Consider the following 24,056-nt stretch of genomic DNA (forward strand, 5'->3'; position numbering starts at 1 on the left):
GAGCGGAGCCGCAGGCGACGGCCCACGGTGATCTGGAAAGCGCTTAGTTTACCGTGGCGAGGTAATTTGAATGTATAATAGACATTAAACTGACTTCTCAAATCGAATATCACCATCCGCTAAGTATTCCTTAGGGTGCCACCCGAGCTGGCGATAAAAACCGCTGGCGCGGCTGTTGCCGTCTGTTACCAGCCATATTTTTTGATGGTGCTTGAAAAGATAGGATTCGGCGTTGGCCAGCAGAACGCGGCCTAGTCCAAGCCCTTCAAATTCAGGGCGTATGAACAGGGCAAATACGCTTGCTTCAGCGGTGCAGGCCATAGAAAAACCAGCAGGAATTTGCCCTATCTCGGCAATCCAGACGCAGGGGGAGGCAAGAATCGCGTCCCTGATGGCAACAGCAGTAATTCCCATTTCCGTAAGCCGAGCGCGTGAGATCTGGTTCTCTCTTACGCTTAAGCGAATAGCAAAAATAGTATCGATATCCGTGATCTTGGCCAACCGGACACGTATTTTATCATGATTTTCGCCAGGTAAATTGTCTGGCGTTTCATGTCGCGACATCAATGCCTCCCTGCGGATTAATCCAAATATGAACTTATCATAATAGAAGTCTTAATTTGCGGTCCGCGCAGACGAAAATTGCTGGGAACAGGTCCAGATGCAACGTCTTGGCCTGTTAGCATACGGCAATATCCTCGGTTATTGAGTATACAGTTATTTTAGTTAATCATTTATTGAGATAATACAGACTATAACCCGCCGAAGCCCCCGCCACATCCCAGGCGAAGTCCTTCCAGCTCCAGCCGCTGCCGGCGGCGCGGCTGTCGAACGTTTCCTTCAGCGCGCCCAGCGAAAGGGCGAAGGCAAACCCGATATTGCGGCTGCGGGCCGGGGAGGCATTTTGGTGTTCCGCCACCGCGCTACCCGCATAGGCCAGTGTGGCGGAAGAGATAAAATGCGCTGTTTTATCGCGCCCTGTCCAGTTGTCCTGCGCCATATGGGCGCAGGCGCTGCAAAAAATCAGCGGAAGAATAATAACCGTGCGACAAGCGAGATGACTGACGTGATGAAATGGCTGCCTGAGGCTTTTTGACATGGTTGCGTTCCGCTGGTTCAAACCGTCGGCCTGGCGGACACTACGGCATCCCTGAACCAACGGCGCCGGGTTGTCTCCGGCGGGTCCTTTCAAGGAGGCCGCCGGTGGAAAACCGCGATGATGCCGGAATGACATTCCTGTGTGCCCAAGGGCGAATCTATAAAATACGGCTGATAAGGCGATCGATACGGATACGCCGCAGCCGGCGGATCAGCTTGCGTACTTTGACCGGATAGTCGCCGATACCTTGCAACTCGGTATAGTGCGTGACCACTATGGTATGGGTACGGATAAGTTCGAGTTCATGCTCGCGCTGCGCACGCAGTTCGCCCTTCGGGTCGTGGATTAACAGCGCGTTTTCCAGATCCAGGCGCCAGGCGCGGGGATTAAGGTTATTGCCGGTCAATAACTGCCATTCGTCGTCAACCCACATGCCTTTGAGGTGATAGGTATTATCGCCGTCTTTCCATAACCTGACCACCAGTTGCCCATTGTCCACATAACGCTGCAACCTTCCGAGAAAACGGCGCAGGTTGATTTCATATAAATAGGGCAAGGCGCCGATAATCTTAAACGGCTGATCTTCGGGAATATAAAAATCATTGGCCGTTTTATCGCCGACGATGATTTCCACCTGCCTGTTCTGGCGCAGCAGAGAAATGATATTGCGCACCAGCAGCGCCGGCATATTAAAATAGGGGGTGCACAGGGTCAGTTTACTGTCGGCGCACGACATCAGGTGATGAATGGTTTTATTCAGCGGACTTTGCTTGCCTAATCCCACCAGGGGCGTGATGGTCAGTTCGTCATCGCCGGCCGAGCCGTTGCAGGCATAATCGGCATCGCGCAAAGACTGGCGGAACATGCGCGTATCGTTTTTGATTTCAATACTTTTGGGACGATTTGGATTATCCAGCCGGTTGACCGCGGGCGCCGTCAGCAGGTGCCGCTTAATATAACCCAGCATGCACTCGGCAAGCTGAGGGTTGTGGATCAGTTGATAACGATCGTAGCGGTATTTATCCAACTGATGCAGGTAGACATCGTTCAGGCTGGCGCCGCTGTAAATAACGGTATCGTCGATAATGAAGCCTTTGAGATGCAATACGCCCAGGGCTTCGCGGGTATTGACCGGTACGCCGTACACCGGTACCGACGTGCCGGGATGATCCTGCGCCATGCGGCAATACCAGTCGGCGTTGGTGTTTACCGCCGCCGCGCCTATGCGCCCACGCTGCGCGCGATGCCAGTCGACCAGCACACAGATCTCAAGCTCCGGCCGCAGCTCGCGGGCCTGGTAGAGGGCCGAGAGCACAGCCTCGCCACCTTCATCCTGCTCAAGATACAGCGCCACCAGATAAATACGCTTCTTGGCACCCGCAATGGCGTTAAGCAAGGCGATACGGAAATCTTCAGGACTGTACAGCGTTTGTACGTCAGCAACCGTCTGGGGAATTTTGGGCAGTTGTGCAAGGTGTTGTTGGTGTTTGGTACGTCTAAAGTTTGACAACATCACAGTGCGCTTCTTCTCTTGTCATCGTATGGTGGAATGACCATATGCAAAAACACAAATGTGTGGAATCGGCCATAATAACATTACTTTTCTCCATTGTGGCTATGTTTCGCCGCAGGTTGATGCGCGCTTGATGTTAGACCGGGGGTGGTTGCCGGGTTTCGCCCGCAAGCGACAGCGATAGCGCGACAATGCCGTCTTCCAACTGCAGATCGACGGTAAATCCCAGTTTTTTTGCCAGTGAAATCATGCCGTGGTTGCTGGGCATGGTGATGGCGTTCAAGCGTCTGAGCCCGTGATCGCGGGCGTAGGCAATCATTTTTTGCAGCAGCAGGCGGCCTAAGCCCATTTTTTTGAGATCGGACCTGACCAGTACCGAAAATTCGGCCTCGGTATTGTCCGGGTCGGAAAAAACGCGCGTGACGCCGATAATGGTGTTTCCCGCGTCGTTTTGTCTGATCGCGACAAACGCCATTTCTCGATCGTAGTCGATTTGGGTCATATAAGCCAAATCTTCATGGGTAAATTCTGTGATCTCACTGAAGTAACGATAATAAAGATCTTCCGGCGTGACCGCGCCGATAAACTGCTTTAGCAGCGGTTCGTCTTCGGGCAGGATGGGCCTGAACAGGCATTGCTCGCCGTTTTTCAGCGTGACCACCGATTCCAGCGCCTGCGGATAAGGACGGATCGCCAGGCGCGCCTCGGGGTCGCCCGGGCGTTCGGCCAGTTCAAGGCTGACGTCCAGCACCGTCATATCGCCGCCGCAGGCCAGCAGCGGATGGATATCCAGATGGACGATTTCCGGGCAGTCGAGCAGCAGGTTGGAGACCTGCACCAACAGGCGGCTTAACGCGACAATATCCAGCGAATAGAGCGGACTATGGGTGCGGATAGCGCCTTTTTTCAGGCCCTGGCGCACCATATTCTGCGCCAGCGTCATATTAAGCGGCGGCAGGGCTACCGCCGTTTGGTCGGCCTGTCGCCATTCATGCCCGCTTTCACCCAGCAGGATTAGCGGGCCGAACACCGGATCCTGTTCGACCAGGATGCGCAGTTCCTGGGTGCCGGCCCGGCTGGCCATGCTTTGTACCAACATGCCCTCGATGCGCGCCTGGGGAAAGGTTTGCGCCACGCGTTCCGCCATGGCGTTGGCCGCCTGGGCCACTTCCTGCGCATTGCGCAGCGACAGCATCACGCCCTGGACCTCGGATTTATGGGGGATGTCCGGCGAGCGCAGCTTCAGCGCCACAGGGTAACCAATACGGTCGGCAACGGCGACGGCCTCGGCGGTGTCGCCGGCGATCCAGGTGGGCAGGGTGGTTAAGCCATAAGCCTCGATAATGGGGCGCACCTCGTGGGTCGCCAGCCGGGTAATGCCCTGTTCCAGCGCCTGGCGGATCAGGGCGTGCGCCTGGGCGGTATCCACCGTCAGGCCGACCGGCAGGGCCGGTGTTTCCATCAATTGCTTTTGATTGCGCCGGTATTCCGCCATATGCATAAAAGCGGTGACCACGCCTTCAGGGGTGCGATAGGTGGGTAGCCCCGCCTCCGTGAACAGGCGTCTGGCCTCCCGGGAGGAAAATTCGCCGCTCCAGTTGGTCAGCAGGGTGACCTGCCGGCCGCGGGGGTGAAGCTTGGCCAGCTCGATAACCTGCTGCGCCGTCTCGCTGCTGGGGGCGGCGGCGCTGGGCGCGTGGATAATCAGCAGCGCGTCGTAGTCGGTGCTGTCAAGCAGCGCCGTCAGGGCGGCGCGATAGCGGGCCGGAGTGGCGTCGTCCGCCAAATCAAGCGGGTTGGCGGCGGGCAGGCCCTCCGGCAATACCGCCTGCAGGGCCTGACGGGTCGCGGTGCTCAATGTCGCCAGCTTGCCATGACGGCTGAGCAGCTCATCCAGCGCCAGGGCGGCCGGGGCAATGCCGTTGCTGACGATCATCAGCCGTTCACCGCGCAACGGGCGCATATGGCTTAGGGTTTCCACCGCTGAAAATAATTCGTGGGTATCGCGCACCCGCAGCAGCCCGGCACGCTGGATTGCGGCGTCGTAGGCGGCATCCCTTCCCTGGGGATAGTTCAACAGGCGCTGCGCCTGCGGGCTGCGCCCGCTTTTGATGACCAGTATAGGCTTGTTGCGCGCGGCGCCCCGGGCGGCCGACAGAAAACGCCTGGCGTCGCTGAGGTGCTCCAGGTGCAGTAAAATGGCGCTGGTTTTGCCGTCGCGCGCCAGGAAATCAAGCACATCGTCCACATCGATATCGATACTGTCGCCGAGCGCGATAAAATAGGAAAACCCGATTTCGCGCTGCTGCGCCCAGTCCAGCACGGTATTGGATACCGCGGCGGACTGGGAGATAAACGCCAGCTTGCCTTTATGGATGGGCACCGGGGAAAAACTGGCGTTCAATCCTTGCCACGGCGCCAGTACCCCCAGGCTGTTCGGCCCGAGCAGACGCATGCCGTGACGGGCGGCGCAGGCTTTCAGCTCGGTAAACTGGGCCGGTGGCGCGGAGAGGATAATCGCCGTTTTGCAACCCAGCCTGCCGAGGTCGTCGAGCAAACCGGGATTGCGGCTGGCGCGGGTGCACAGGATCGCCAGGTCCGGCGCCAGGGGCAGGCTCGCCACGTCCGGATAGCTTAAAACGCCGCAAACCGCGGGATAGCGCGGCGTTACCGGCAATATCGGGCCGCCGAACCCGCCGTTCAGCAGATTACGCATCATCAGGTTCCCGGCCCGGCCCGGTTTGTCGGACGCCCCCAGCACGGCGATGGATTTTGGTCTTAGCAGCGCTTCCAAACCTCGTTGACTCATCGGTGGTCTCCTATCCAGCCGCATCCGACAAGTGTAAGCGCATTAAGGCCGGGGTGTTGTGATGGCGGAAGATATTTGCGCGGTGTTATGGTGCGATTTACCCAATAGGTAGCGGCTGCGAAACAGCGCAAAATGCGCGCCCAGGCGATCCGCCGCCGCCGCGTCCCCCGTCTGGCGCAGCAGGGTGGCGGCCACCTCGGCGGTGCAGTGGTGGCCTTCGCCGTGCGCTTCCCGCAGACGATAGGCGGAGACGGTAGCCAGGTTAAGGGATAATATCGGAAAATCCGCCAAATAGGGGCTTTTGCGAAACATCTTGCCGGCCTCGGACCAGGTGCCGTCAAGCAGAATAAACAACGGCGGCTTGCCGCAGGCATCGATTTGCGGCACCACGCGCCGGTCCGGGGCGACGTTGTGCGCCGGGAATACCACATAAGGCTGGCGGGCGGGGTCGGCAATAGCCGATAGCAGTGCCGTATCCGGCTCGGTGCGCGACCAGAGAAAAGCCTGGGTATCCGGCAAGATATCGGCGATCAGGCGTCCGGTATTGCTGGGTTTCAGGGGCTCGGAGTCAAACATGATCAGGCAGAAACGGCTGACCGACGTCATGGGGATAATGCGATCGCACAGGCAAACGGGCTGCGGCAGCAGGCAGTGTTCGCAGCGCACGACCCGGCAACCGCGCGCGCGGTACGGCCGGGTGGCGCGATCGAGACGATATTGGCGTAGCGCCAGCACGGCGTTGTTTGTCATGGGAAGCCCGCAAGAAAAGAGAGAGTTTACCGGAGCGGGCGGGGAAAGCGGACAACTATTTACCGACGGAGCTGTCGGGAAACGCAGTGTCGCGGCGCGCCGGGCCACCCGCCGCCACAGCATGTGCGGGTGGCCCGGCGGCGGCCGCTTAAGACGGGCTCGGAATGGACAGGCCTTCGTCCAGCCACTCTTCAAACGGCCCTTTGGGCATAGCGCCGTGCAGCGAATCCACCATTTTACCGTGCCTGAACACCATGATGGTGGGAATGCTGCGGATGCCGAAACGGGTGCTTAACTGGGGCTCCGCTTCGGTATTCACCTTCAGGAAACGTACCGAGCCGCGGCGCTCCGCGGCAACCGCCTCGAAAATCGGCGCGAAGCCGACGCAGGGGCCGCACCAGGGCGCCCAGAAGTCGACCACCACCGGCAGATCGTCTTGCAGCAGCTTATCGAGGGAGTCGGTGGTGGCATGCACCACTTTGCCGTCCAGCAGCGCCTCGCCGCAACGGCCGCATTTCGCGCCGTCGTTGACCTTCTGTTCCGGCAGCCGGTTGGTGGCCAGACAGGATGCACATACTGTATTCATACAATTGCCTCTTATGGGTGGAGGTTAAACCGGCAACAGGGCGGCCGGGCGATGAGATCCACGCTTTATCGAAATGATGTTCTGAAGTATGGTGAAAGAAATGTGAAGGTACAAAATGATTTATCCGATGGCTTCGATAGTTGCTGGCTTTTACCTCTACCCGGTAGCTAAAAAAGACAAGATCAGGTAATCTTCGCGCCCAGCATATGGGTGGAGAGACAAATGAGCGATTCATTAAAGGGTAAAAACGGCAAGGTCCGTGTTATGTACGTGCGCAAAGAAGAAGAAGAGCAGCCTCGTCGTCCTTCTCGTCCACCCCAGCCGGGCCGCGATGCGCCCCGGGGCGATGCCCGCCGCGGCGACGCGCCCCGCGGTGATGCCCGCCGCGGTGACGCCCGCCGTGGCGACGCGCCCCGGGGTGACGCCCGTCGTGGTGACGCGCCCCGCGGTGATGCCCGTCGCGGCGACGCGCCCCGCAGGGACAGACCGTCCACCGCGCCGGACTCCCCCTGGAAGACCCTGTACCAAAACGATGAGACCCCCGCGGTGGCCGATCACGGCGGCATCAGCGGTAAAAGCCTGATCGACCCCGAACAGCTGCGGCGCCAGCGGGCGGAAGAAACCCGGGTTTACGGCGAAAATGCCTGCCAGGCCTTATTCAAAAGCCGTCCCGATTCCATCGTGCGCGCCTGGTTCGTGCAATCCGTTACGCCGCGCTTTCGCGACGCCCTGCGCTGGATGGCCGCCAATCGCAAAGCCTACCATGTGGTGGAAGAGGACGAGCTGGCGCTGGCATCCGGCACCGATCATCACGGCGGCGTCTGTTTCCTGATTAAAAAGCGCATCGGCCTGGATGCCGTTACCTATCTTGATAAAGCCCTGGATAAAGATTGCGTGCTGGCGCTTGAGGATGTCTCCAATCCCCATAACCTCGGCGCAATGTTGCGCAGCTGCGCGCATTTTGGCGTGAAAGGCGTCATGACCAGCGACAGCGCGGCGCTGGAGTCCGGCGCCGCGGTACGTACCGCCGAAGGTGGCGCGGAGCATATCAGCGCCATACATACCGATGATTTATTCGGCGATTTGGACCGTTTCCGCCAGGCGGGTTATACCATCGTCACCACATCGAGCCACAAAGGCGCGTCGCTTGGCCGGGTCAATATGCCGGCGAAGATGGTGCTGGTGATAGGCCAGGAGCGGGCAGGGTTGTCCGACGCCATCGTGGAACAGGCGGATCTGGCGATTTCCATCGGCGGTACCGGGCGGGTGGAAAGCCTGAACGTGTCGGTGGCTACCGGCATACTGCTGGCGGAGTGGTGGCGGCAAAACCACGCTTGAGTGTGCGGCGGGTTTGCCGGGCAAAAAGAATAACGCGTAGCGCGCAGGGACAAAAACGCCGCACTCATTGACGCGCAGGGAGGCTCACAGGGAAGTGAGCCATAATCGCGCGCGCAGGTCAGGCTATTTCGTCTTCGACAATTAATTCGTCCAGTTTGGTCAGCAGCTTGCGCGTGAGCGTTTCAAGCTGCTTCTGCTCGTCGGTATTGAGGGTAGACCAGAGCGTTACCAGGCACTTATGCTGCGGCGGCAAGAGATTATTAAGAAAGTTTTCGCCGGCGTCGGTCAGCTGCAAATGCAGGCAGCGGCGATCGTTCTCACTCTCTTTACGCACAATCCAGCCCCGTTTTTCCAGCTCATCCGCGATGCGGGTGGCGTTGGTGCGCGACGATCCCAGGGCGGAACTGAGTTCAGAGGGCTGGATACTGTGATTTTCCTGGGACTCCAGGGTCAGCAGGGCCATAAACAACGTTTCATTGATGCCCTGGGCTTTCAGCATGCGGTTTCTGTTTTCCAGCAATTTACCCTGCATATGCATGCATAGCCGGGTCAGCAGGATTTCCTGGTAGGGAAACTCGGGACGCTGCTTAGCGCGTTGCGCCAACATTTGCTCAATGGGGGTGAAGGAACTGTCCATGATGATTTATGCCTCATTAGTTTCTATGGATATAATAACTAATGTAATCACTCAAGTAAATATTGTCGTCCTGAAAAGTTTAGAGAGCTATAGATTAGGGCATGACTAATTTATATACCAAGCCAAAGCACAGCGCCCCGGCCAGGGTGGCGATGACGATGCTGCGGGTGCGGTAAAAACAGGCCGCCAATACCGCGAAACCCGCCAGGGTAGGCAGTAGTTTCGCCGGCGCGCGCAGCACCTCCGGCACACTGGAGACCACCAGTAGCGCGCAGATGGAGGCCAAACCTATGCCGTCCAAAAGACGTCCGGCCCAGGCGCCGGCGGGGCCGGCTGATTTACGCCCGCCGCCAAAACGCAGCGGCAGGTAACGGAACAGATAATTCGCCGCGCCGACCACCAAACCGATGATAATCACGCTGGTATGCATTTATTATTCCTCCCTGGCGGCGCGCGCCGGGCCCAGCAAGGCACCCAGGCACCCGCCGCCGATGCCGGCCAGGATCGCCATCGGAATCGACAGCAGCAGCAGCCCGGCCAGCGCGCCGGCCAGCGCCGCGGCCAATACCAGGCTTTGCCGGCGCTGAAATGACGCCAACAGGAAACTGAGGAACAGCGCCGGCAGCATGAAGGACAGCGCGGCCTCAACCGCCGGATAGTCGTTCAGCGGGCCGTTGCCCGACAGCGCGCCGACGGCGGTGCCGACGACCCAGGATAGCCACGAACAGACCGCGACGCTTATCATCCAGCGTTCCGACCAGCGGCGGTTATCCTTAATCAGTTTGGCGATGGCCGCGGCAAACACCTCATCGGTCAGGCCGAAGGCCCATAGCGCCGTGGCGCGCCGCGACAGGGCGCCGGGAATACGGTGACGCAGCGCCGGGCCGTACAGCAGATGGCGCACATCCATGGCCATGACGGTCAACGCCGCGACCCACAGCGATATCCCGGCGCTGAGCAGGGTGGTTATCACGAACTGGCTGGCGCCGGCATAGATAACGCAGGAAATGAAGAGGCTTTCGAGCGGCGTAAAGCCCAGCTTAACCGCGTTCAGGCCAAAAGCGAACGCCACCGGCAGGTAGCCGATGACGATGGGCAGGCTGTCCTTGATGCCCTCGCGAAAGGTGGCCGGCGTCCCTGGGGCCGCCGGCAGGTGATCCTGGCTTGCGTCCATGTGCGTATCTCCCATGGCGACACTTCCGGCGACTATCGCCCGCCGGAACGCCGCGACAGTCATCCCGCCGTGCGACGCCCTCAGGCGGCCGCTACGCCGCTATCCTCATGATGCTGGCCACGCCACCATAACAGCAGGTTGAGCACGCCCAGCGCCCCGCCGGCGACGCATACGCCGGTCCAGCCGGCCATCTGGTAGGCCGAGGCGGAAATCAGCGAGCCCAGGGCGCCGCCGATAAAATAGCTGGTCATATAGCCGGAGGTGAGACGGTTACGCGCTTGCGGCATGCGGCGGTAAATGACGCTCTGGTTGGTGATATGCACGCCCTGCACCGCCAGATCCAGCACGACGATGCCGGCGATAAGCGCCATCACCTGATGCTGGCCGTACCAGATAAAGGCCCAGGAGACCAGGAGCAGCAGCAGGCCATAGCGGGTGGTGATTTTTGCCTTGCCCCGGTCGGCCAGATGCCCGGCCCTGGATGCGGCCAGGGCGCCGGCGGCGCCCGCCAGGCCGAACAGGCCGATTTTAGCCTCGGAGTAAAAAAACGGCGGCGCGGCCAGCAGGAACGCCATGGAAGTCCACAGGTTGCTGAAGCTGGCAAAGGTCACGCAGCCGATCAGCGCGCGGGTGCGCAGCACCGGCGTGGTGACATACATGCGCAGGATGGAGGCCAGCAGCTGCGGGTAATTCAGATCGGAATACTGTTTATAACGCGGCAGGGCGAACCACAGTATCAGCGCCATGACCACCATCAGCGCGCTGGCGAACCAGTACACGGTGCGCCAGCCGCCGAAGCTTGCCAGGGCGCCGGCGACGGTACGCGCCAGCAGGATACCCAGCAGCAGACCGGTCATGATCATACCGACCACTTTGCCCCGCTTCGCCGGATCGGCAAGCGTCGCCGCCAGCGGCACCAGGATCTGCGCCACTACCGAGAATAGACCGGTCAGCGCCGTGCCGGCTATCATCAGCCACAGGCTGCCGGCCGAGGCGGTGACCAGCATACCGGCGGCGGCCAGCAGCGTCATGACCACTATCATGCCGCGCCGTTCGAACTTATCCCCCAGCGGCACGATAAACATCAGGCCGCAGGCATAACCCAGCTGGGCGGCGGTGACGATAAACCCGGCCTGGTTCACCGACAGGTGATACGACTGGGCAATGGTGTCCAGCAGGGGTTGCGCGTAATAATTACTCGCGACCGACAATCCGGTGGCGATAGCCATGATAATAATCAGCGCCGGACTTAAACTTGGGTGATCTGTTTTTGTTTTCATTGGTGAGTCTGTTTACCAATCGGGGGGCTATTATTCCCCATAAGCGCCAAAAAAACGAGGGGCGAATGCCCCCCGTCGGTTAACGTGACCTGTTTTCGCGCCATAAACGGGCGCGAAGACGCCGTATCATTTAGCGGCGGCGGCCGTGGCGGCGCTTATCCAGCCGTCGAATACCGCCTGGTGCGCGGCAATCCAGCCGTTGGCGTGGCGTTCGATATCCGCCTCCGAGGCCTGGCCCTCATGCATACGCAGGTTCTGCGCGTTCACATCGCTAATGGGCAGACGCATGATGGCGAACAGTTTCGCCGCCGCGGGATTGGCCTTGGCCCACTCTTTATTGGCGACGATACGCATGGTGTTTACCGGGAAGCCATAGTCGGCGCCGTTAGGCAGTTTGGTACTGATGTCCTTCTGCTTGCCGGGCAGGGAAGAGAACGGCACCTGCAGCCATACCACGTCCCGGCCCGGAACCAGCACGTCGCTGACCCAATAGGGCGTCCAGGTATAATACAGGATCGGCTTGCCTTCCTTGAAGCGCGCCATGGTGTCGGCAATGATGGCCGCGTAGTTGCCCTGGTTGTGCTCCACGGTATCGGCCAGGCCGTAGGCCTGGATCTGGTGGTTGATCACCGCCTCGCAGCCCCAGCCTGGGGTGCAGCCGGTCAAATCGGCCTTGCCGTCGCCGTTGGCGTCGAACAGTTTAGCCAGCTTGGGATCCTTAAGCTGATCGATGGTTTTGATATGGTATTGATCGGCGGTCTTTTTGTCGATCAGGTAGCCCTGGGCCGCGCCCTCGACATAGTTGCCCTGGCGATAGAACCTGGCGTCGCCGCCGGCCGCCTGATACTGGTCCGCGTGCAGGGGATCCCAGTTAACCGCCATAAAGGTAGCGTCGCCGGAGGCGATGGAAGTATAGGCGACGTTATAATCCACCTCACGGCTCGATTTGACATCGTAGCCCAGCTTTTCCAGCGCTTTGTTGACCAGCAGCGTTTGGAACGTCTCTTCGGATATCGTGCTTTGCAGGGGCTGCACCTGCACGCCCTTGCCCGGCAGATCGGCGGCAAAAGAGAGTGGCGCGGCAAGCGCCGCGGTGAGCGCTAGCGCCCAGATTCCGGTGTGATGCATGGAATATCCTTCTCGTTGATTTTCATCATGTATTTTAACTTTCAGACGCCGGGGGCGGGGAGCCCGCGCCCGGCAAAGGGTCAGGCTTTTTTGGCAAACGGGCGGGTGAACAGGCCCAGGGGACCGGCGGCGTACCAGCGGCGGTTGCCGCGGCTGCGGCTGTCGCGTCCCAGGGATTGCGTCAGACGATCGAGGATTATGGCCAGTATCACGATGCCGACCCCGCCGATGGTGGCAAGCCCCATATCCAGGCGGCCGATGCCGCGCAGGACCATCTGGCCCAGGCCGCCGACGGCAATCATCGAGGCGATGACCACCATCGAGAGCGCCAGCATCAGCGTCTGGTTAATCCCGGCCATGATGGTCGGCATCGCCAGCGGCAACTGCACTTTGAACAGCAGCTGGCCGGGGCTGGCGCCGAACGATTCGGCGGCTTCTATCAGGTCTTCCGGCACCTGTTTGATACCCAGGATGGTCAGGCGCACCACCGGCGGCAGGGCGAAGATAATGGTCACCACCACCCCCGGCACATTGCCGATGCCGAACAGCATGACGATGGGCACCAGGTAGACGAACGCCGGCGTGGTCTGCATGGCGTCCAGCAATGGGCGGATGATTTTGGCCGCGCCATCACTGCGCGCCAGCCAAATGCCCAGCGGCAGGCCTATCACCACGCAGAAAAACAGCGAGGTGAGCACCAGCGCCAGCGTGACCATGGCCTGCGCCCAGGCGCCGATGGCGCCGATAATCGCCAGCGAGACCAGGGTGGCGATGCCCATGCCCAGGCTCGACATCTGCCAGGCCAGCAGGGCGAACACCAGGATGGCCACCGGGGCGGGCATGCCCAGCAACAGATGCTGGAAGCCGCCGAGGATGATATCCACCGGCACGCGGATACCCTGGAACAACGGCCGGAAATGCAGCACCACCCAATCGATGCCGTGGGTGACCCAGGTATCGAGCGGGATCAGGGTAGTGTGAAACGGATCCAGCAGATTAAAATGCTCAGGCGCGGGAGCCGGCCCGCTGTTGAGCCAGTCGGCGCCCTGCTGGGCGGTGTGCGCCCCGGCGCCGTCGGCGGGAGGCGTGGCGGTATTGCCCCAGGCGTCGGCGGCGCTGCCCGCTCCGTTGGCGGGGGCGGTCTGCGCGACGGCGTCATGCTGCTGCGCGGCGGCCCCGCCCCAGGGATCGGCGGACTGCGGCGCGGCGGACTGGGTCTGGCTGGCGTCGGCTGCGGGCGCGGCCTGCGCGCCGCCCCATGGATCGGTGGTTGGCTTACTCATTGGTCGCCCCTTCTTTGTCTAATGCCTGTAGCAACATGCCCTTGGAAATAATGCCGATATATTGATTCTCCTCGCCGACCACCGGTACGGCGCAAGGCGCCTGGGCGACGGTGGAGATCAGCTCGCTGAGCGGCATATCTCCCGGCACGGGCACGGGGCTCTCGAGCAGCGCCTGTTCCAGGGGAAGATTGTCCGCAAGGGCGGCTTTCAGCGAATCGATGGACACCACGCCGATAAATTTCTGGCCGCGCTCCAGGACATAACCGAAATCGCGGTCTTCATCCTGCAGCAGCTTAAGGGCGGAGCGGGGGCCGAACCCCGGCGTCTTGCGGATAAGCGTTACCGGACGACGGCGCGCGATATCCTTGGCGCTGAAAACATGGCTGACGTCTACGCCGCGAAAGAACGTGCGCACATAGTCGTTGGCCGGATTGTTGAGAATTTCATCCGGCGTGCCCACCTGCACCACCACGCCGCCCTGCATGATGGCGATGCGGTCGCCGATGCGCATCGCTTCGTCGAGATCATGGGAGATAAATACGATGGTGCGCTGATGGCGGGATTGCAGCTTCACCAATTCGTCCTGCATTTCGGCGCGGATTAACGGGTCGAGCGCCGAAAAAGCCTCATCCATCAGCAGGATATCGGGGTCGTTCGCCAGCGCCCGCGCCAGGCCGACGCGTTGGCGCATGCCGCCCGACAGCTCGTCGGGCCAGGACAACGCATGCTTATCCAGCCCCACCTGCGTCAAGGCTTCCAGCGCCTTGGCGTGGCGTTCCTGCGCCGGTATGCCGGCCAGCATCATGCCAAACGCGGTATTGTCCAGCACGTTCAGATGCGGCATCAGCGCAAAGGACTGGAACACCATGCTGATTTTTTTACGCCGCACCTCGCGCAGGGCGTTGTCGGATATCCGGGCGATATCGACGCCGTCGATCAGCACCTCGCCGCGGGTCGGTTCTATCAGACGATTGAGAAGGCGTACCATGGTGGATTTACCGGAACCGGATAATCCCATGATGACGAATATCTCGCCTTCTTCAATGGCCAGACTGGCATCTTTTACGCCCACCGTCAGACCGGTCTTGGCGAATAGGGTATCCTTATCGTGCCCTGCCTGAATCAGCTTAAATGCCCGTTCGGGATGTTCGCCGAATATTTTATAGAGGTTTTTTACTTCAAGTTTAACAGCCATGCAATTATCAAGTTCCCGTATGGTTTTCTAATATATTTAAGGGTCCTGCCAATATAAAAACGCTGTATACCCTAACATACTGAGCATTTGAGACAACCCCCAAGGCCTTATCCAGTTGAATATCCCGTCCTTGAGCCGCTATCGTTTCAGCCATTTCGGCTAAACGTGACAAGGGCTTAGGGAAATAAACAGTCTTGCGAATTTTTTTAATGCACAGGCACGGTTTTGGCGTGAATTTCATGCGTCAAGGGCTAAGAGTGAATAATTTTACGGCAGAAAAGACGATAGGTCGTGTGGGGCAGGTGATACGCAGGGAACCGCGGGGATGAACCCTGGATATATAATTCCCTCCCATGGGAGGGAAACAATTAAATCGGGATGGCGGAATTTATAATAAATAACGGCATGGGTAAGCCGTTATCAGCGGAAATAGTCTCTTACCGGGCGCGGAAAAATAGCTCCTGCGCGCCGGGGAGATTAAAAGGCCCAGTCCTCGTCCTCGGTATTGACCGCGCGGCCCATCACATAAGACGACCCGGAACCGGAGAAAAAATCGTGGTTTTCGTCGGCGTTGGGCGACAGCGCGGATAGGATTTCCGGATTGACGTTGGTCATCGATGCCGGGAATAATGCTTCATAACCCAGGTTCATCAAGGCTTTATTGGCATTGTAATGCAAAAATGCCGTAACGTCCGCTGTCCAGCCGACCCCGTCATACAGCTGCGCGCTGTAAAGCAGTTCGTTCTCATACAGGTCCTGCAGCAGGTCGTAGGTAAAGGTCTTGATCTGCTCGCGCCGCTCGGGCGTGGCCCGTTCCAGCGCACGCTGGAATTTATAGCCGATATAATAACCGTGCACCGCTTCATCACGGATAATTAACCGGATCAGGTCGGCGGTATTAGTGAGTTTTGCCCGGCTGGAATAATACATCGGCAGGTAAAAACCGGAATAAAATAGAAAGGACTCCAGAAAGACGCTGGCGACTTTTTTCGTCAGCGGATCGTCATGGCGGTAATGACGCAGAATAATGGCCGCTTTATTTTGCAAGGCTTCGTTCTGCTCGCTCCAGCGGTATGCCGCATCCACCTCCGGCATGGCGCACAGCGTGGAAAATATCGAACTGTAGGAGCGCGCATGCACCGCCTCCATAAAGCTGATATTGGAGAATACCGCTTCCTCGTGCGGCGTTACCGCATCGGCCATTAATGCCGGCGCGCCGACGGTATTTTGCACTGTATCCAGCAATGTCAGCCCGGTAAATACCCGGATGGTCAGTTCCTGTTCCTGCGCGGATAATGTCGACCACGAGGGGATATCATTGGACAGCGGTAATTTTTCCGGCAGCCAGAAATTCGCGGTCAGGCGGTTCCACACCTCCAGATCCTTATCGTCTTCAATCCGGTTCCAGTTTACCGCCTGGACGCGGGAGATCGGTTGAGCGGTGGTCATGGTGATAGTCTCCTTTACCGTTACAGCGCGCACGAGACGCAGCCGGCGACTTCAGTGCCTTCCAGCGCCAACTGGCGGATACGTATGTAGTACAGCGTCTTGATGCCTTTTTTCCAGGCGTAGATTTGCGCCTTGTTGATATCGCGGGTAGTGGCGGTATCCCGGAAAAACAGCGTCAGCGACAGGCCCTGATCGACATGGCGCGTGGCGGCGGCGTAGGTATCGATGATTTTTTCCGGCCCGATTTCATATGCGTCCTGGTAATAGTGCAGGTTATCGTTGTCCATAAAGGGCGCCGGATAATAGACCCGGCCGGTTTTACCCTCTTTGCGGATCTCGATGCGCGAGACAATCGGATGGATGCTGGATGTGGAATGATTGATATAGGAAATGGAGCCGGTCGGCGGCACCGCCTGCAGGTTCTGGTTGTAGAGTCCATGCGCCATCACCGACGCGCGCAGCGCCAGCCAATCCTCGCGGGTGGGCAGGGCGATGCCGGCCCGGGCGAACAGCGCCCGCACCCGTTCGGTTTTAGGCCGCCATTGCCGTTCGACATAGGGCGTAAAGTAGTCTCCGCTGGCATAACGGGAGTCGGCAAAACCCGCGAAGGTCACACCCCGTTCGATGGCCAGGCGGTTTGACGCCCGCACCGCATGGTAGGTGACGGCGTAAAAGTACATATCGGTAAAATCCACGCCTTCCTCCGAGCCGTAGTAAATATGCTCGCGCGCCAGAAAGCCGTGCAGGTTCATTTGCCCAAGGCCGATGGCATGGGAGGCGTCGTTGCCTTTGACGATGGAGGGCACAGAATTTATCCGGCTCATGTCGGATACGGCGGTCAGGGCTCGCACGGCGGTTTCCACCGTATTGCCCAGATCCGGTTCGTCCATGGCGCGGGCGATATTCAGCGAGCCCAGGTTGCAGGAGATATCATGGCCGACCTGCCGGTAGCTGAGATCCTCGTTATATTCAGTCGCGCTGTTGACCTGCAGGATCTCCGAGCACAGATTGCTCATATTGATGCGGCCTTTGATGGGATTGGCGCGGTTTACCGTATCCTCGAACACCATATAGGGATAACCCGACTCAAACTGGATTTCCGCCAGCGTCTGGAAAAACTGCCGGGCGTCGATGCTGGTCTTGCGGATGCGGGGGTCGGCCGCCATCTCATGGTATTTTTCACTGATGCTGAGTTGCGAAAAAGGCTGGCCGTAAATCCGCTCGACGTCGTAGGGCGAGAACAGGTACATCGGCTTATTGTCGCGCGCCAGCTCGAAGGTGACATCCGGAATGACCACGCCCAGCGACAGGGTTTTGATACGGATTTTTTCATCGGCGTTTTCCCGTTTGGTATCGAGAAAACGCATGATGTCCGGATGATGGGCATGCAGGTAGACGGCGCCGGCGCCCTGGCGCGCGCCAAGCTGGTTGGCGTAGGAAAAGGCGTCCTCCAGCATTTTCATCACCGGAATAACGCCGGACGACTGGTTTTCGATACGCTTGATCGGCGCCCCGGCCTCGCGCAGGTTGGTGAGCATAAAGGCTACGCCGCCGCCGCGTTTGGACAACTGCAGCGCCGCGTTGACCGAGCGGCCGATGGATTCCATATTATCCTCGATGCGCAGCAGGAAACAGGAGACATACTCCCCGCGTTGCTGTTTGCCGCAGTTGAGAAAGGTGGGGGTCGCGGGCTGGAAACGTCCCGACAGCATTTCATCCACCAGCCTGGACGCCAGGGCGCCGTCGCCGGCGGCAAGCGTCAGCGCCACCATGCATACCCGGTCCTCGAAGCGCTCCAGATACTGTTTGCCGTCAAATGATTTCAGGGTATAGCTGGTATAGAATTTCAGCGCGCCCATAAACGTCTGGAAACGGAACTGGCGCGCGTCGGCCTGCCGGAACAAGGCCTCCAGGGTGTCCTGGGAGTAGGGGGCCAGTACCTGCGCCTCGTAGTAACCCTCATCCACCAGATAGCGCAGCCGGGCGGCCAGGGAGGGAAACCGCCGGGTGTTGGGCACCACGTGCTGCTCGAAATAGCGCTCGACGGCCTGCCGGTCCTTATCGAACTGAATATTGCCGTGCTCGTCATAGAGATTGAGCATGGCGTTCAGGGCATGATAATCCGCCAGCGCCGGACCGGGTTGAGTGATGTTCAGTTCTGCTGTTGCCAAAATGTGGTTACTCCCATACGTACCCGCGCCACGTCTTCCGCCGTACCCAATAGCTCAATGCGATCAAGGAACGGCACCTGGCATTTCCTGGCGATAATATCGCCCGCCAGACAGAAGGCTGCGCCAAAGTTACGGTTACCGGCACCGATGACGCCGCGGAGCCAGGAACGGTTAGTTGCATCGTTAAGAAAGCGGACGGCCTGGGGCGGCACGGCGCCGTGCTGGCTGCCGCCGCCATAGCTCGGCACTATCAGAATATAGGGCCGGTCCACCTGCAGTTTCTGGCTGGTCGCCAGGGGAATGCGCAGCGCCGGCAGCGTTAACTTGCCGACAAACCGATGCGTATTTTCCGAGCTGCTGGAAAAGTACACCAGCAGCGGTTGCGCAGATAACATGATGGCTCACGACGCCAGGGCGGTGGCGGCAAGCAGATTGATTTTATCCGGCCTGAAGCCGCTCCAGTGCTCGCTGGGCGTCTGCACCACCGGAACCTGCTGATACCCCAACGATTTCACATGGGCCAGCGCCTGGCCGTCTGCCACCAGATCCACTAACCGATAGCTGATGCCTTTTCTGTCCAGCGCGCGGCAGGTGGCGTGACATTGGACGCAATCCGGTTTAGTGTAAATAGTAATAGTCATGATTCGCATTCCCCTTACGCGTTAACATTATAGTGGTAATATCGCCCAGGCGGTGCTAGCCGGTAGGGTGGCTTGCCTGAAACTAATACTATATGTAGATATTATTTTTATCAACCACACAATATATGGGATGATGCGACAATTTTTCACTGAGGTCGGGGGAACAGGCGACAAAAAAGCCCGCGCTCCTTGGGGAGCGCGGGCTGCGGTACTGCAAAGGATACGGCTGGCGGTGCAAGAAAATAGTGATGTCTTGAAAATCACCCGGCACGGTTACCAGGTAGGAGGTCCTGCATCACCCCCGCGTCTCTTATTGCCCATCGGCCTTAACGGCGCGAGAGCAACACGCCGAGCACGATACCGACCGCGGTAGTGATGCCAAGGCTCTGCCACGGTTTCTCGACCACGTAATTTTTGGTCTGGACCGCGGTGTCGCGGGCGTACTGTCCGATACGGCTGGTGCCGCCGGCGCGCGCGCGCGCGTCTTTCAAGACGTCTTTAGCTTTACTGCGCAGCGCGTCCAGCTGTTCTTTGGTGGTTTTTTCAGACGTACTAAGCAATTCATCCAGTGTATCGGCTAACAGAGAAACATCGTCTTTAATATCTCTTTGCAGATCATTTTTTTCAGCTTTCGTAAACATTTGTTTCTCCCTTTTGGCTAATGATAGTTTAACTGTAGACTATCCACGCCATTCCTGCCGCGGCGGTAAGGCCGCCTGCCGTCGTCGGGACAGGCGTCGGCGGGGCCGGAACAAGCGCGACGGGCGGCTTGGCGCGGTCTGGCGCGTTGCCGGAACCCGGCCGGAGCCGGTTTTTGGATTAATCCGAAATCACGCGCTGCGTCTACTGACCGGACGCTTAACTGATTACATTAGCTGGGATCACTTCACTGTGACTGAAGAGAGGACAAATAATGTATTTAAGACCCGATGAAGTCGCTCGCGAACTGGAAAACTCCGGATTCGAAAGAGATTATATCACCCGACAATGTTACGGTTACCGTAAAGGTCACCACTATGTCTATGTGAATCGGGAGGCTAAACTGGGCCGAACCGCCCTGGTCGTTCATCCTTCGCTGCGCGATAAAAGCAGCCTGTTTGCCGCCCCGACGTCGCCGGTACGCTCCAGCGACAACTATCAAGTCTTTCCTTCCGATCCGGACGGCAAGCCCGACAGCCATTACGGCATCCCCCATGGTTTTTCTTCCCGCGCCTCGTTAACCCGCTATTTGCAGAAAATGTTCAATTAACCCGATCCCCTCCACGGTGGATTCATCATGCTATACCGGCGTTTGGTCATGCCATCAATCGCCGGTGGACGCGCACTACTATGATGAAAAATTGCAACATCTGCACTTTCATAGGTCATTTTTCCAGCATGATCCCGGCGGGCGGATCGATTCGCACGGCGGGATTGAGCCATTAATCAGTTAATTAATTGATTAGTTAACTGATGGCACGCTAGTTGCTACTTCCCCTTTATCGGTACGCTACCACGGCCGGCCATCGCCGCAGGCGTCATGACGTGTCTGCCGGTGTTTACGCCCAGATCATCGGGTAAACCAGATAAAGACCTTTCGGGAGTATTGCAAGCATGAGAATGACACCATCCCTGCTCCACGCTGTGTTGTTGTGCGCCGGCCTGACTCTGTGCGGCGCGGCGAGCGCCGAGGACCCGGCGCCGATCGCCATGGACAACGCCCTGCACGCGCTATTGCCGGACAAGATCAAAACCCAGGGCGTTATCAATCTGGTGACCGATGCCCATTACCCGCCGTGCGAGGTGTTCGCCGATGATAATAAAACCATGGTGGGGTTTGAGCCGGATCTGTGGAACGCCATCGGCAAAGTGCTGGGGGTGGGCATCAATCCGGTCTCCATCGATTTCGCCGGCCTGATCCCCGGCGTAAAAAGCGGACGTTACGATATGGCGATGGAATGCATTTCCGACAGCCTGGAGCGTGAAAAGCAGGTGACCTTCGTGAACTATGCCTATGCCACCAATGAAGTTTATACCCTGGCCAGTAATAAAAGCATCGTCAACGATCCGTTATCGCTGTGCGGCCTGAAGGTCGGCGTGCAGTCAGGCACCGATTTTGAACATGCCATCAGCGAAATTTTTTCACCTAACTGCACGAAGAATAATAAACCGGCCATTAAGGTGACCACCCTGCCGTCGGCGGACGCCGTGCTGCTGGCGCTGTACGCGGGACGTATCGATTTTGTGCTCAACGACGCCGCCGCCGCCGCCGAAATCAAAAAAGTGGCGCCCCGGCCGATTCGCACCGTGACCATGCCGCTGATGCCGAAATATTATCTTGGCATCGTGGTCAAGCCCGATAACCAGCAACTGGCCCAGGCCCTGCTTGACGCGCTGAAGGTACTGTGGTCCAACGGCGAATACGCCCGCATCATGAAAAAATGGGATTTGGAACCCGTGATGCTGGAACAGCCGGGTATTAATCTGTTCACCACCCGCCCGATGCAATAAGCGCGCAACCGATGATGCGGGCGGATAAACAGACCGGGACAGCCCCTGTCCCGATTGCCGACAGCCAGCTGCGGTGCGATGTGCTGGTGGTGGGGTCGGGCAGCGCCGCGTTAAGCGCGGCGCTGAGCGCGGCGGCGGCGGGACTGGCGGTGCTGATCGTGGAAAAAGCCGCTGTCCTGGGCGGCACCTCGGCCATGTCGGGCGGCGCGGTATGGGTGCCCGCCAATCATCACGCCCTGGCCCGCGGGGTCGAGGATAGCCCCGCGCAGGCGCTGGAATACCTGCGCGCCGCCGCGCCCGCGGGTTGGCGCGCCGGCGAAGACCGGCTGTGGGCACAGTTTGCGCGTTCCGCGCCCGAGATGCTGCGTTTTCTGGAAACCCATACGCCATTGCGTTTCAGCCTGACGCCGGAGGCCGATCCGCTGATGGACTGCGCCGGCGCCAAGGCCTTCGGCCGTATGCTGACGCCCGATCCGCTGCGGGCCGGGGTGCTGGGCAAAAGACGCTGTCCGGTCAGGCGTTCCCCCCTGCCTCAGGTCTATACCTACCAGGAAGTCATCGGCGAGGATATCTATCATCATCCGGTCAGGGTAGCGCTCAAGCTGGCGCCACGGCTGCTATGGCGCGCCATCACCCGCACCCGCACCAAGGGCGCGGCGCTGATTACCGGGCTGCTGGCCGGCTGCCTGGCCCATGGCTGCCGGATCGAAATGTCGGCCAGGGTCGTTGATCTCATCACCGACGCCGCGGGGGCGGTCACGGGCGCCTGGTTCAGCCGCGACGGCCGTCTGACCCGGATTACGGCCCAGCGCGGCGTGGTGCTGGCCAGCGGTGGTTTTGAATGGGATGCGCTGCGGCGCGCGGCGCATTTTCCCGGGCCGTTTGACGCCATTTCCAGCCCGCGCACCAACGAGGGCGACGGCCACCGCATGGCCCAGGCCGTGGGCGCGCGGCTGGCGCACATGGATCAGGCGAATATGAGCGGATCGCTGCCGACCCGCTACGAAGGGCGTCCCTATGGCCTGTCGGTGTTTTTTCAATACGAACCCAACGCCATCCTGGTTAACCGAGAGGGCCGGCGTTTTACCAACGAGTTTGCCTTTAACCTCGGCGAAGCGCTGGATGCGCGTGATGGGCAGGGCGGATTACCGCGGCATCTTCCCGCCTGGCTGATTGCCGATGCCCGCCTGCTGTGGCGCGCGCCGTTTTTGCTGGCCTGCGCCCTGCGCAGCCGGGGATGGATGCGCAGGGCCGGCAGCATCGGCGCCCTGGCGGACCAGCTTGGTTTGCCGCGGGCATCCCTGGAGGAAACCGTTGCGCGTTTTAACGATTTTTGCGCCCGCGGCGTGGATGAGGATTTCCAGCGGCATCTGGCCGCGGGCCATGGGCGGGGCGATCGGCGTTTTCACGGCGGCCTGCGGCCTATCCAGCGGGCGCCGTTTATCGCCGTGCCGTTTAACCGCAGCTTCACCGCCACCAAAGGCGGCCCGCGCACCGATGAGTTCGGCCGCGTGATCCACCTTGACGGCCATGTGATCCCCGGGCTGTTCTGCGCCGGCGTGGCCATGGCCAATCCCATCGGCACCCGCGGCGTCGGCGCCGGCACCACGCTTGGACCTAACCTGACCTGGGGCTATATCTGCGGGCGGACCCTGGCCGCCGGCCCGGCGTCTGGAGGCGGGGATGATGTTTTACCGGCCGCGGGCGTCGCTTCCCCGGCCATCACCACGGAGTTGTCATGATACCTGATATCAAACCCGCGCCAACCGCCCTGGTAACCGGCGGATCCAAAGGCATCGGCCGCGCCGTTTCCCTGGCGCTCGCCCGATCTGGCGCCAATATTGCATTGCTGCTCAGGCGGGATCGGGATTCAGCCGATCGGCTGGTGGCGGAGATCCGCCAAACCGGGCGCCAGGCGCGCGCCTATTATGGCGACATCACCGATCGCGGCGCGGTTGGTTCTCAGGTGGCCGCGATCGCCGCCGAGTTCGGCGGGATCGATATGCTGGTGAATAACGCCGGCGCCACCGCCGCCGGCGAGTTGCTCAGCCTGGACGATGACGCCTGGCTGCAGGTGGTGAATATCAACCTGACCGGGTGTTTTGTGGTGGGCACCGAAGTGGCGAAGATCATGCGCGCCCGGGGCGGGGGCGGCATCGTGAATATTGCCGGGGCGTCGGCCCATCGCTGCTATCCCGGCGCCGGGGCCTTCGGCCCGAGCAAGGCGGCGGTGGTCAATCTGACCCGGCAGATGGCCGTGGAATGGGCGGACTATGGCATCCGGGTCAATGGCGTCAGTCCCGGGCCGATACGATCCGCGGCCGGCGACTGGCAACGGCGTGAACCGCAGCTGGCCGCCGAGGTGGCGCGCCTGCCGCTGCGGCGCGCCGGCTTGCCGGAGGAGGTGGCCGCGGCGGTGGGGTACCTGCTGTCCCCCGGCGCCGCCTATACCACCGGCCAGATGCTGGTGGTGGACGGCGGCGGGCTGTGTACCTGGTATATGACGAGATAGA

23 protein-coding genes are annotated in these 24,056 nt (G+C 59.8%); 5 read left to right on the forward strand and 18 right to left on the reverse strand.

The annotated features are described in order from the left end of the window. Window positions 1-84 precede the first annotated feature (84 nt). The 6 genes from ACL2XG_RS21325 to trxC all read right to left on the reverse strand — a co-directional run bounded on the left by ACL2XG_RS21325 (window position 85) and on the right by trxC (window position 6,757). Window positions 85-564 (reverse strand): N-acetyltransferase family protein, encoded by a 480-nt coding sequence (locus ACL2XG_RS21325; protein ID WP_413721319.1) that lies wholly within the window; start codon window positions 562-564, stop codon window positions 85-87. Between the two features lie 166 nt (window positions 565-730). Then, entirely contained in the window at window positions 731-1,099 is a 369-nt protein-coding gene (locus tag ACL2XG_RS21330; RefSeq protein ID WP_413721318.1) for a YfiM family lipoprotein, read from the reverse strand. A gap of 157 nt (window positions 1,100-1,256) precedes the next feature. Beyond that, a complete protein-coding gene (gene pssA, locus ACL2XG_RS21335) occupies window positions 1,257-2,612 on the reverse strand; it encodes a CDP-diacylglycerol--serine O-phosphatidyltransferase (RefSeq protein WP_410013747.1) in 1,356 nt (451 codons plus the stop codon). A gap of 136 nt (window positions 2,613-2,748) precedes the next feature. After that, window positions 2,749-5,421, reverse strand: coding sequence for a bifunctional acetate--CoA ligase family protein/GNAT family N-acetyltransferase (locus ACL2XG_RS21340; protein WP_410013748.1), 2,673 nt, complete (start codon window positions 5,419-5,421; stop codon window positions 2,749-2,751). Between the two features lie 42 nt (window positions 5,422-5,463). Next, window positions 5,464-6,171: a tRNA-uridine aminocarboxypropyltransferase gene (locus ACL2XG_RS21345; RefSeq protein WP_410013749.1), complete on the reverse strand. Its 708-nt coding sequence runs from the start codon at window positions 6,169-6,171 to the stop codon at window positions 5,464-5,466. 148 nt (window positions 6,172-6,319) lie between these two features. After that, on the reverse strand, window positions 6,320-6,757 hold the full coding sequence (trxC, locus tag ACL2XG_RS21350; protein WP_410013750.1) for a thioredoxin TrxC: 438 nt from the start codon (window positions 6,755-6,757) through the stop codon (window positions 6,320-6,322). A gap of 222 nt (window positions 6,758-6,979) precedes the next feature. Between trxC and ACL2XG_RS21355 the strand changes: the two genes are divergently transcribed. Beyond that, window positions 6,980-8,095, forward strand: coding sequence for a tRNA/rRNA methyltransferase (locus ACL2XG_RS21355; protein WP_413721317.1), 1,116 nt, complete (start codon window positions 6,980-6,982; stop codon window positions 8,093-8,095). A 118-nt stretch (window positions 8,096-8,213) separates the two neighbouring features. Here ACL2XG_RS21355 and mprA read toward each other — a convergent pair whose 3' ends face one another. The 12 genes from mprA to ACL2XG_RS21415 all read right to left on the reverse strand — a co-directional run bounded on the left by mprA (window position 8,214) and on the right by ACL2XG_RS21415 (window position 19,694). Further along, on the reverse strand, window positions 8,214-8,732 hold the full coding sequence (gene mprA / locus ACL2XG_RS21360; RefSeq protein ID WP_410013752.1) for a transcriptional repressor MprA: 519 nt from the start codon (window positions 8,730-8,732) through the stop codon (window positions 8,214-8,216). 94 nt (window positions 8,733-8,826) lie between these two features. After that, window positions 8,827-9,162: an L-valine transporter subunit YgaH gene (gene ygaH, locus ACL2XG_RS21365; protein WP_410013753.1), complete on the reverse strand. Its 336-nt coding sequence runs from the start codon at window positions 9,160-9,162 to the stop codon at window positions 8,827-8,829. A 3-nt stretch (window positions 9,163-9,165) separates the two neighbouring features. Beyond that, a complete protein-coding gene (locus tag ACL2XG_RS21370; protein ID WP_413723490.1) occupies window positions 9,166-9,906 on the reverse strand; it encodes an AzlC family ABC transporter permease in 741 nt (246 codons plus the stop codon). Window positions 9,907-9,986: 80 nt separating this feature from the next. Continuing rightward, window positions 9,987-11,186: an MFS transporter gene (locus ACL2XG_RS21375; protein ID WP_413721316.1), complete on the reverse strand. Its 1,200-nt coding sequence runs from the start codon at window positions 11,184-11,186 to the stop codon at window positions 9,987-9,989. 126 nt (window positions 11,187-11,312) lie between these two features. Beyond that, window positions 11,313-12,314: a glycine betaine/L-proline ABC transporter substrate-binding protein ProX gene (gene proX / locus ACL2XG_RS21380; protein WP_413721315.1), complete on the reverse strand. Its 1,002-nt coding sequence runs from the start codon at window positions 12,312-12,314 to the stop codon at window positions 11,313-11,315. 80 nt (window positions 12,315-12,394) lie between these two features. After that, a complete protein-coding gene (gene proW, locus ACL2XG_RS21385) occupies window positions 12,395-13,597 on the reverse strand; it encodes a glycine betaine/L-proline ABC transporter permease ProW (RefSeq protein WP_413721314.1) in 1,203 nt (400 codons plus the stop codon). After that, window positions 13,590-14,792, reverse strand: a complete 1,203-nt coding sequence (gene proV, locus ACL2XG_RS21390) for a glycine betaine/L-proline ABC transporter ATP-binding protein ProV (protein ID WP_413721313.1) — start codon at window positions 14,790-14,792, stop codon at window positions 13,590-13,592. The genes proW and proV overlap by 8 nt, the downstream gene beginning before the upstream one ends. 477 nt (window positions 14,793-15,269) lie before the next feature. Then, window positions 15,270-16,241: a class 1b ribonucleoside-diphosphate reductase subunit beta gene (gene nrdF, locus ACL2XG_RS21395; protein WP_410013758.1), complete on the reverse strand. Its 972-nt coding sequence runs from the start codon at window positions 16,239-16,241 to the stop codon at window positions 15,270-15,272. A 20-nt stretch (window positions 16,242-16,261) separates the two neighbouring features. Next, window positions 16,262-18,412 (reverse strand): class 1b ribonucleoside-diphosphate reductase subunit alpha, encoded by a 2,151-nt coding sequence (gene nrdE / locus ACL2XG_RS21400; RefSeq protein WP_410013759.1) that lies wholly within the window; start codon window positions 18,410-18,412, stop codon window positions 16,262-16,264. Continuing rightward, complete coding sequence (nrdI, locus tag ACL2XG_RS21405) at window positions 18,394-18,807, reverse strand: class Ib ribonucleoside-diphosphate reductase assembly flavoprotein NrdI (protein ID WP_410013760.1); 414 nt, start codon at window positions 18,805-18,807, stop codon at window positions 18,394-18,396. The genes nrdE and nrdI overlap by 19 nt, the downstream gene beginning before the upstream one ends. A gap of 6 nt (window positions 18,808-18,813) precedes the next feature. Next, entirely contained in the window at window positions 18,814-19,053 is a 240-nt protein-coding gene (gene nrdH / locus ACL2XG_RS21410; RefSeq protein ID WP_410013761.1) for a glutaredoxin-like protein NrdH, read from the reverse strand. 326 nt (window positions 19,054-19,379) lie between these two features. Further along, window positions 19,380-19,694 (reverse strand): YqjD family protein, encoded by a 315-nt coding sequence (locus tag ACL2XG_RS21415; protein ID WP_410013762.1) that lies wholly within the window; start codon window positions 19,692-19,694, stop codon window positions 19,380-19,382. A gap of 272 nt (window positions 19,695-19,966) precedes the next feature. Here ACL2XG_RS21415 and ACL2XG_RS21420 point away from each other — a divergent pair, with 272 nt between their 5' ends. From ACL2XG_RS21420 to ACL2XG_RS21435, 4 genes are all read left to right on the forward strand, one after another. Continuing rightward, window positions 19,967-20,302: a DUF2002 family protein gene (locus ACL2XG_RS21420; RefSeq protein WP_410013763.1), complete on the forward strand. Its 336-nt coding sequence runs from the start codon at window positions 19,967-19,969 to the stop codon at window positions 20,300-20,302. 344 nt (window positions 20,303-20,646) lie between these two features. Continuing rightward, on the forward strand, window positions 20,647-21,543 hold the full coding sequence (locus ACL2XG_RS21425) for an ABC transporter substrate-binding protein (protein ID WP_413721312.1): 897 nt from the start codon (window positions 20,647-20,649) through the stop codon (window positions 21,541-21,543). An 11-nt stretch (window positions 21,544-21,554) separates the two neighbouring features. Beyond that, a complete protein-coding gene (locus ACL2XG_RS21430; protein ID WP_413721311.1) occupies window positions 21,555-23,285 on the forward strand; it encodes an FAD-dependent oxidoreductase in 1,731 nt (576 codons plus the stop codon). Further along, entirely contained in the window at window positions 23,282-24,055 is a 774-nt protein-coding gene (locus tag ACL2XG_RS21435; protein ID WP_410013766.1) for an SDR family NAD(P)-dependent oxidoreductase, read from the forward strand. The genes ACL2XG_RS21430 and ACL2XG_RS21435 overlap by 4 nt, the downstream gene beginning before the upstream one ends. Window position 24,056: the final 1 nt, after the last annotated feature.

This window comes from Sodalis sp. RH24 (assembly GCF_047324145.1).
Classification (GTDB): domain Bacteria; phylum Pseudomonadota; class Gammaproteobacteria; order Enterobacterales; family Enterobacteriaceae; genus Acerihabitans.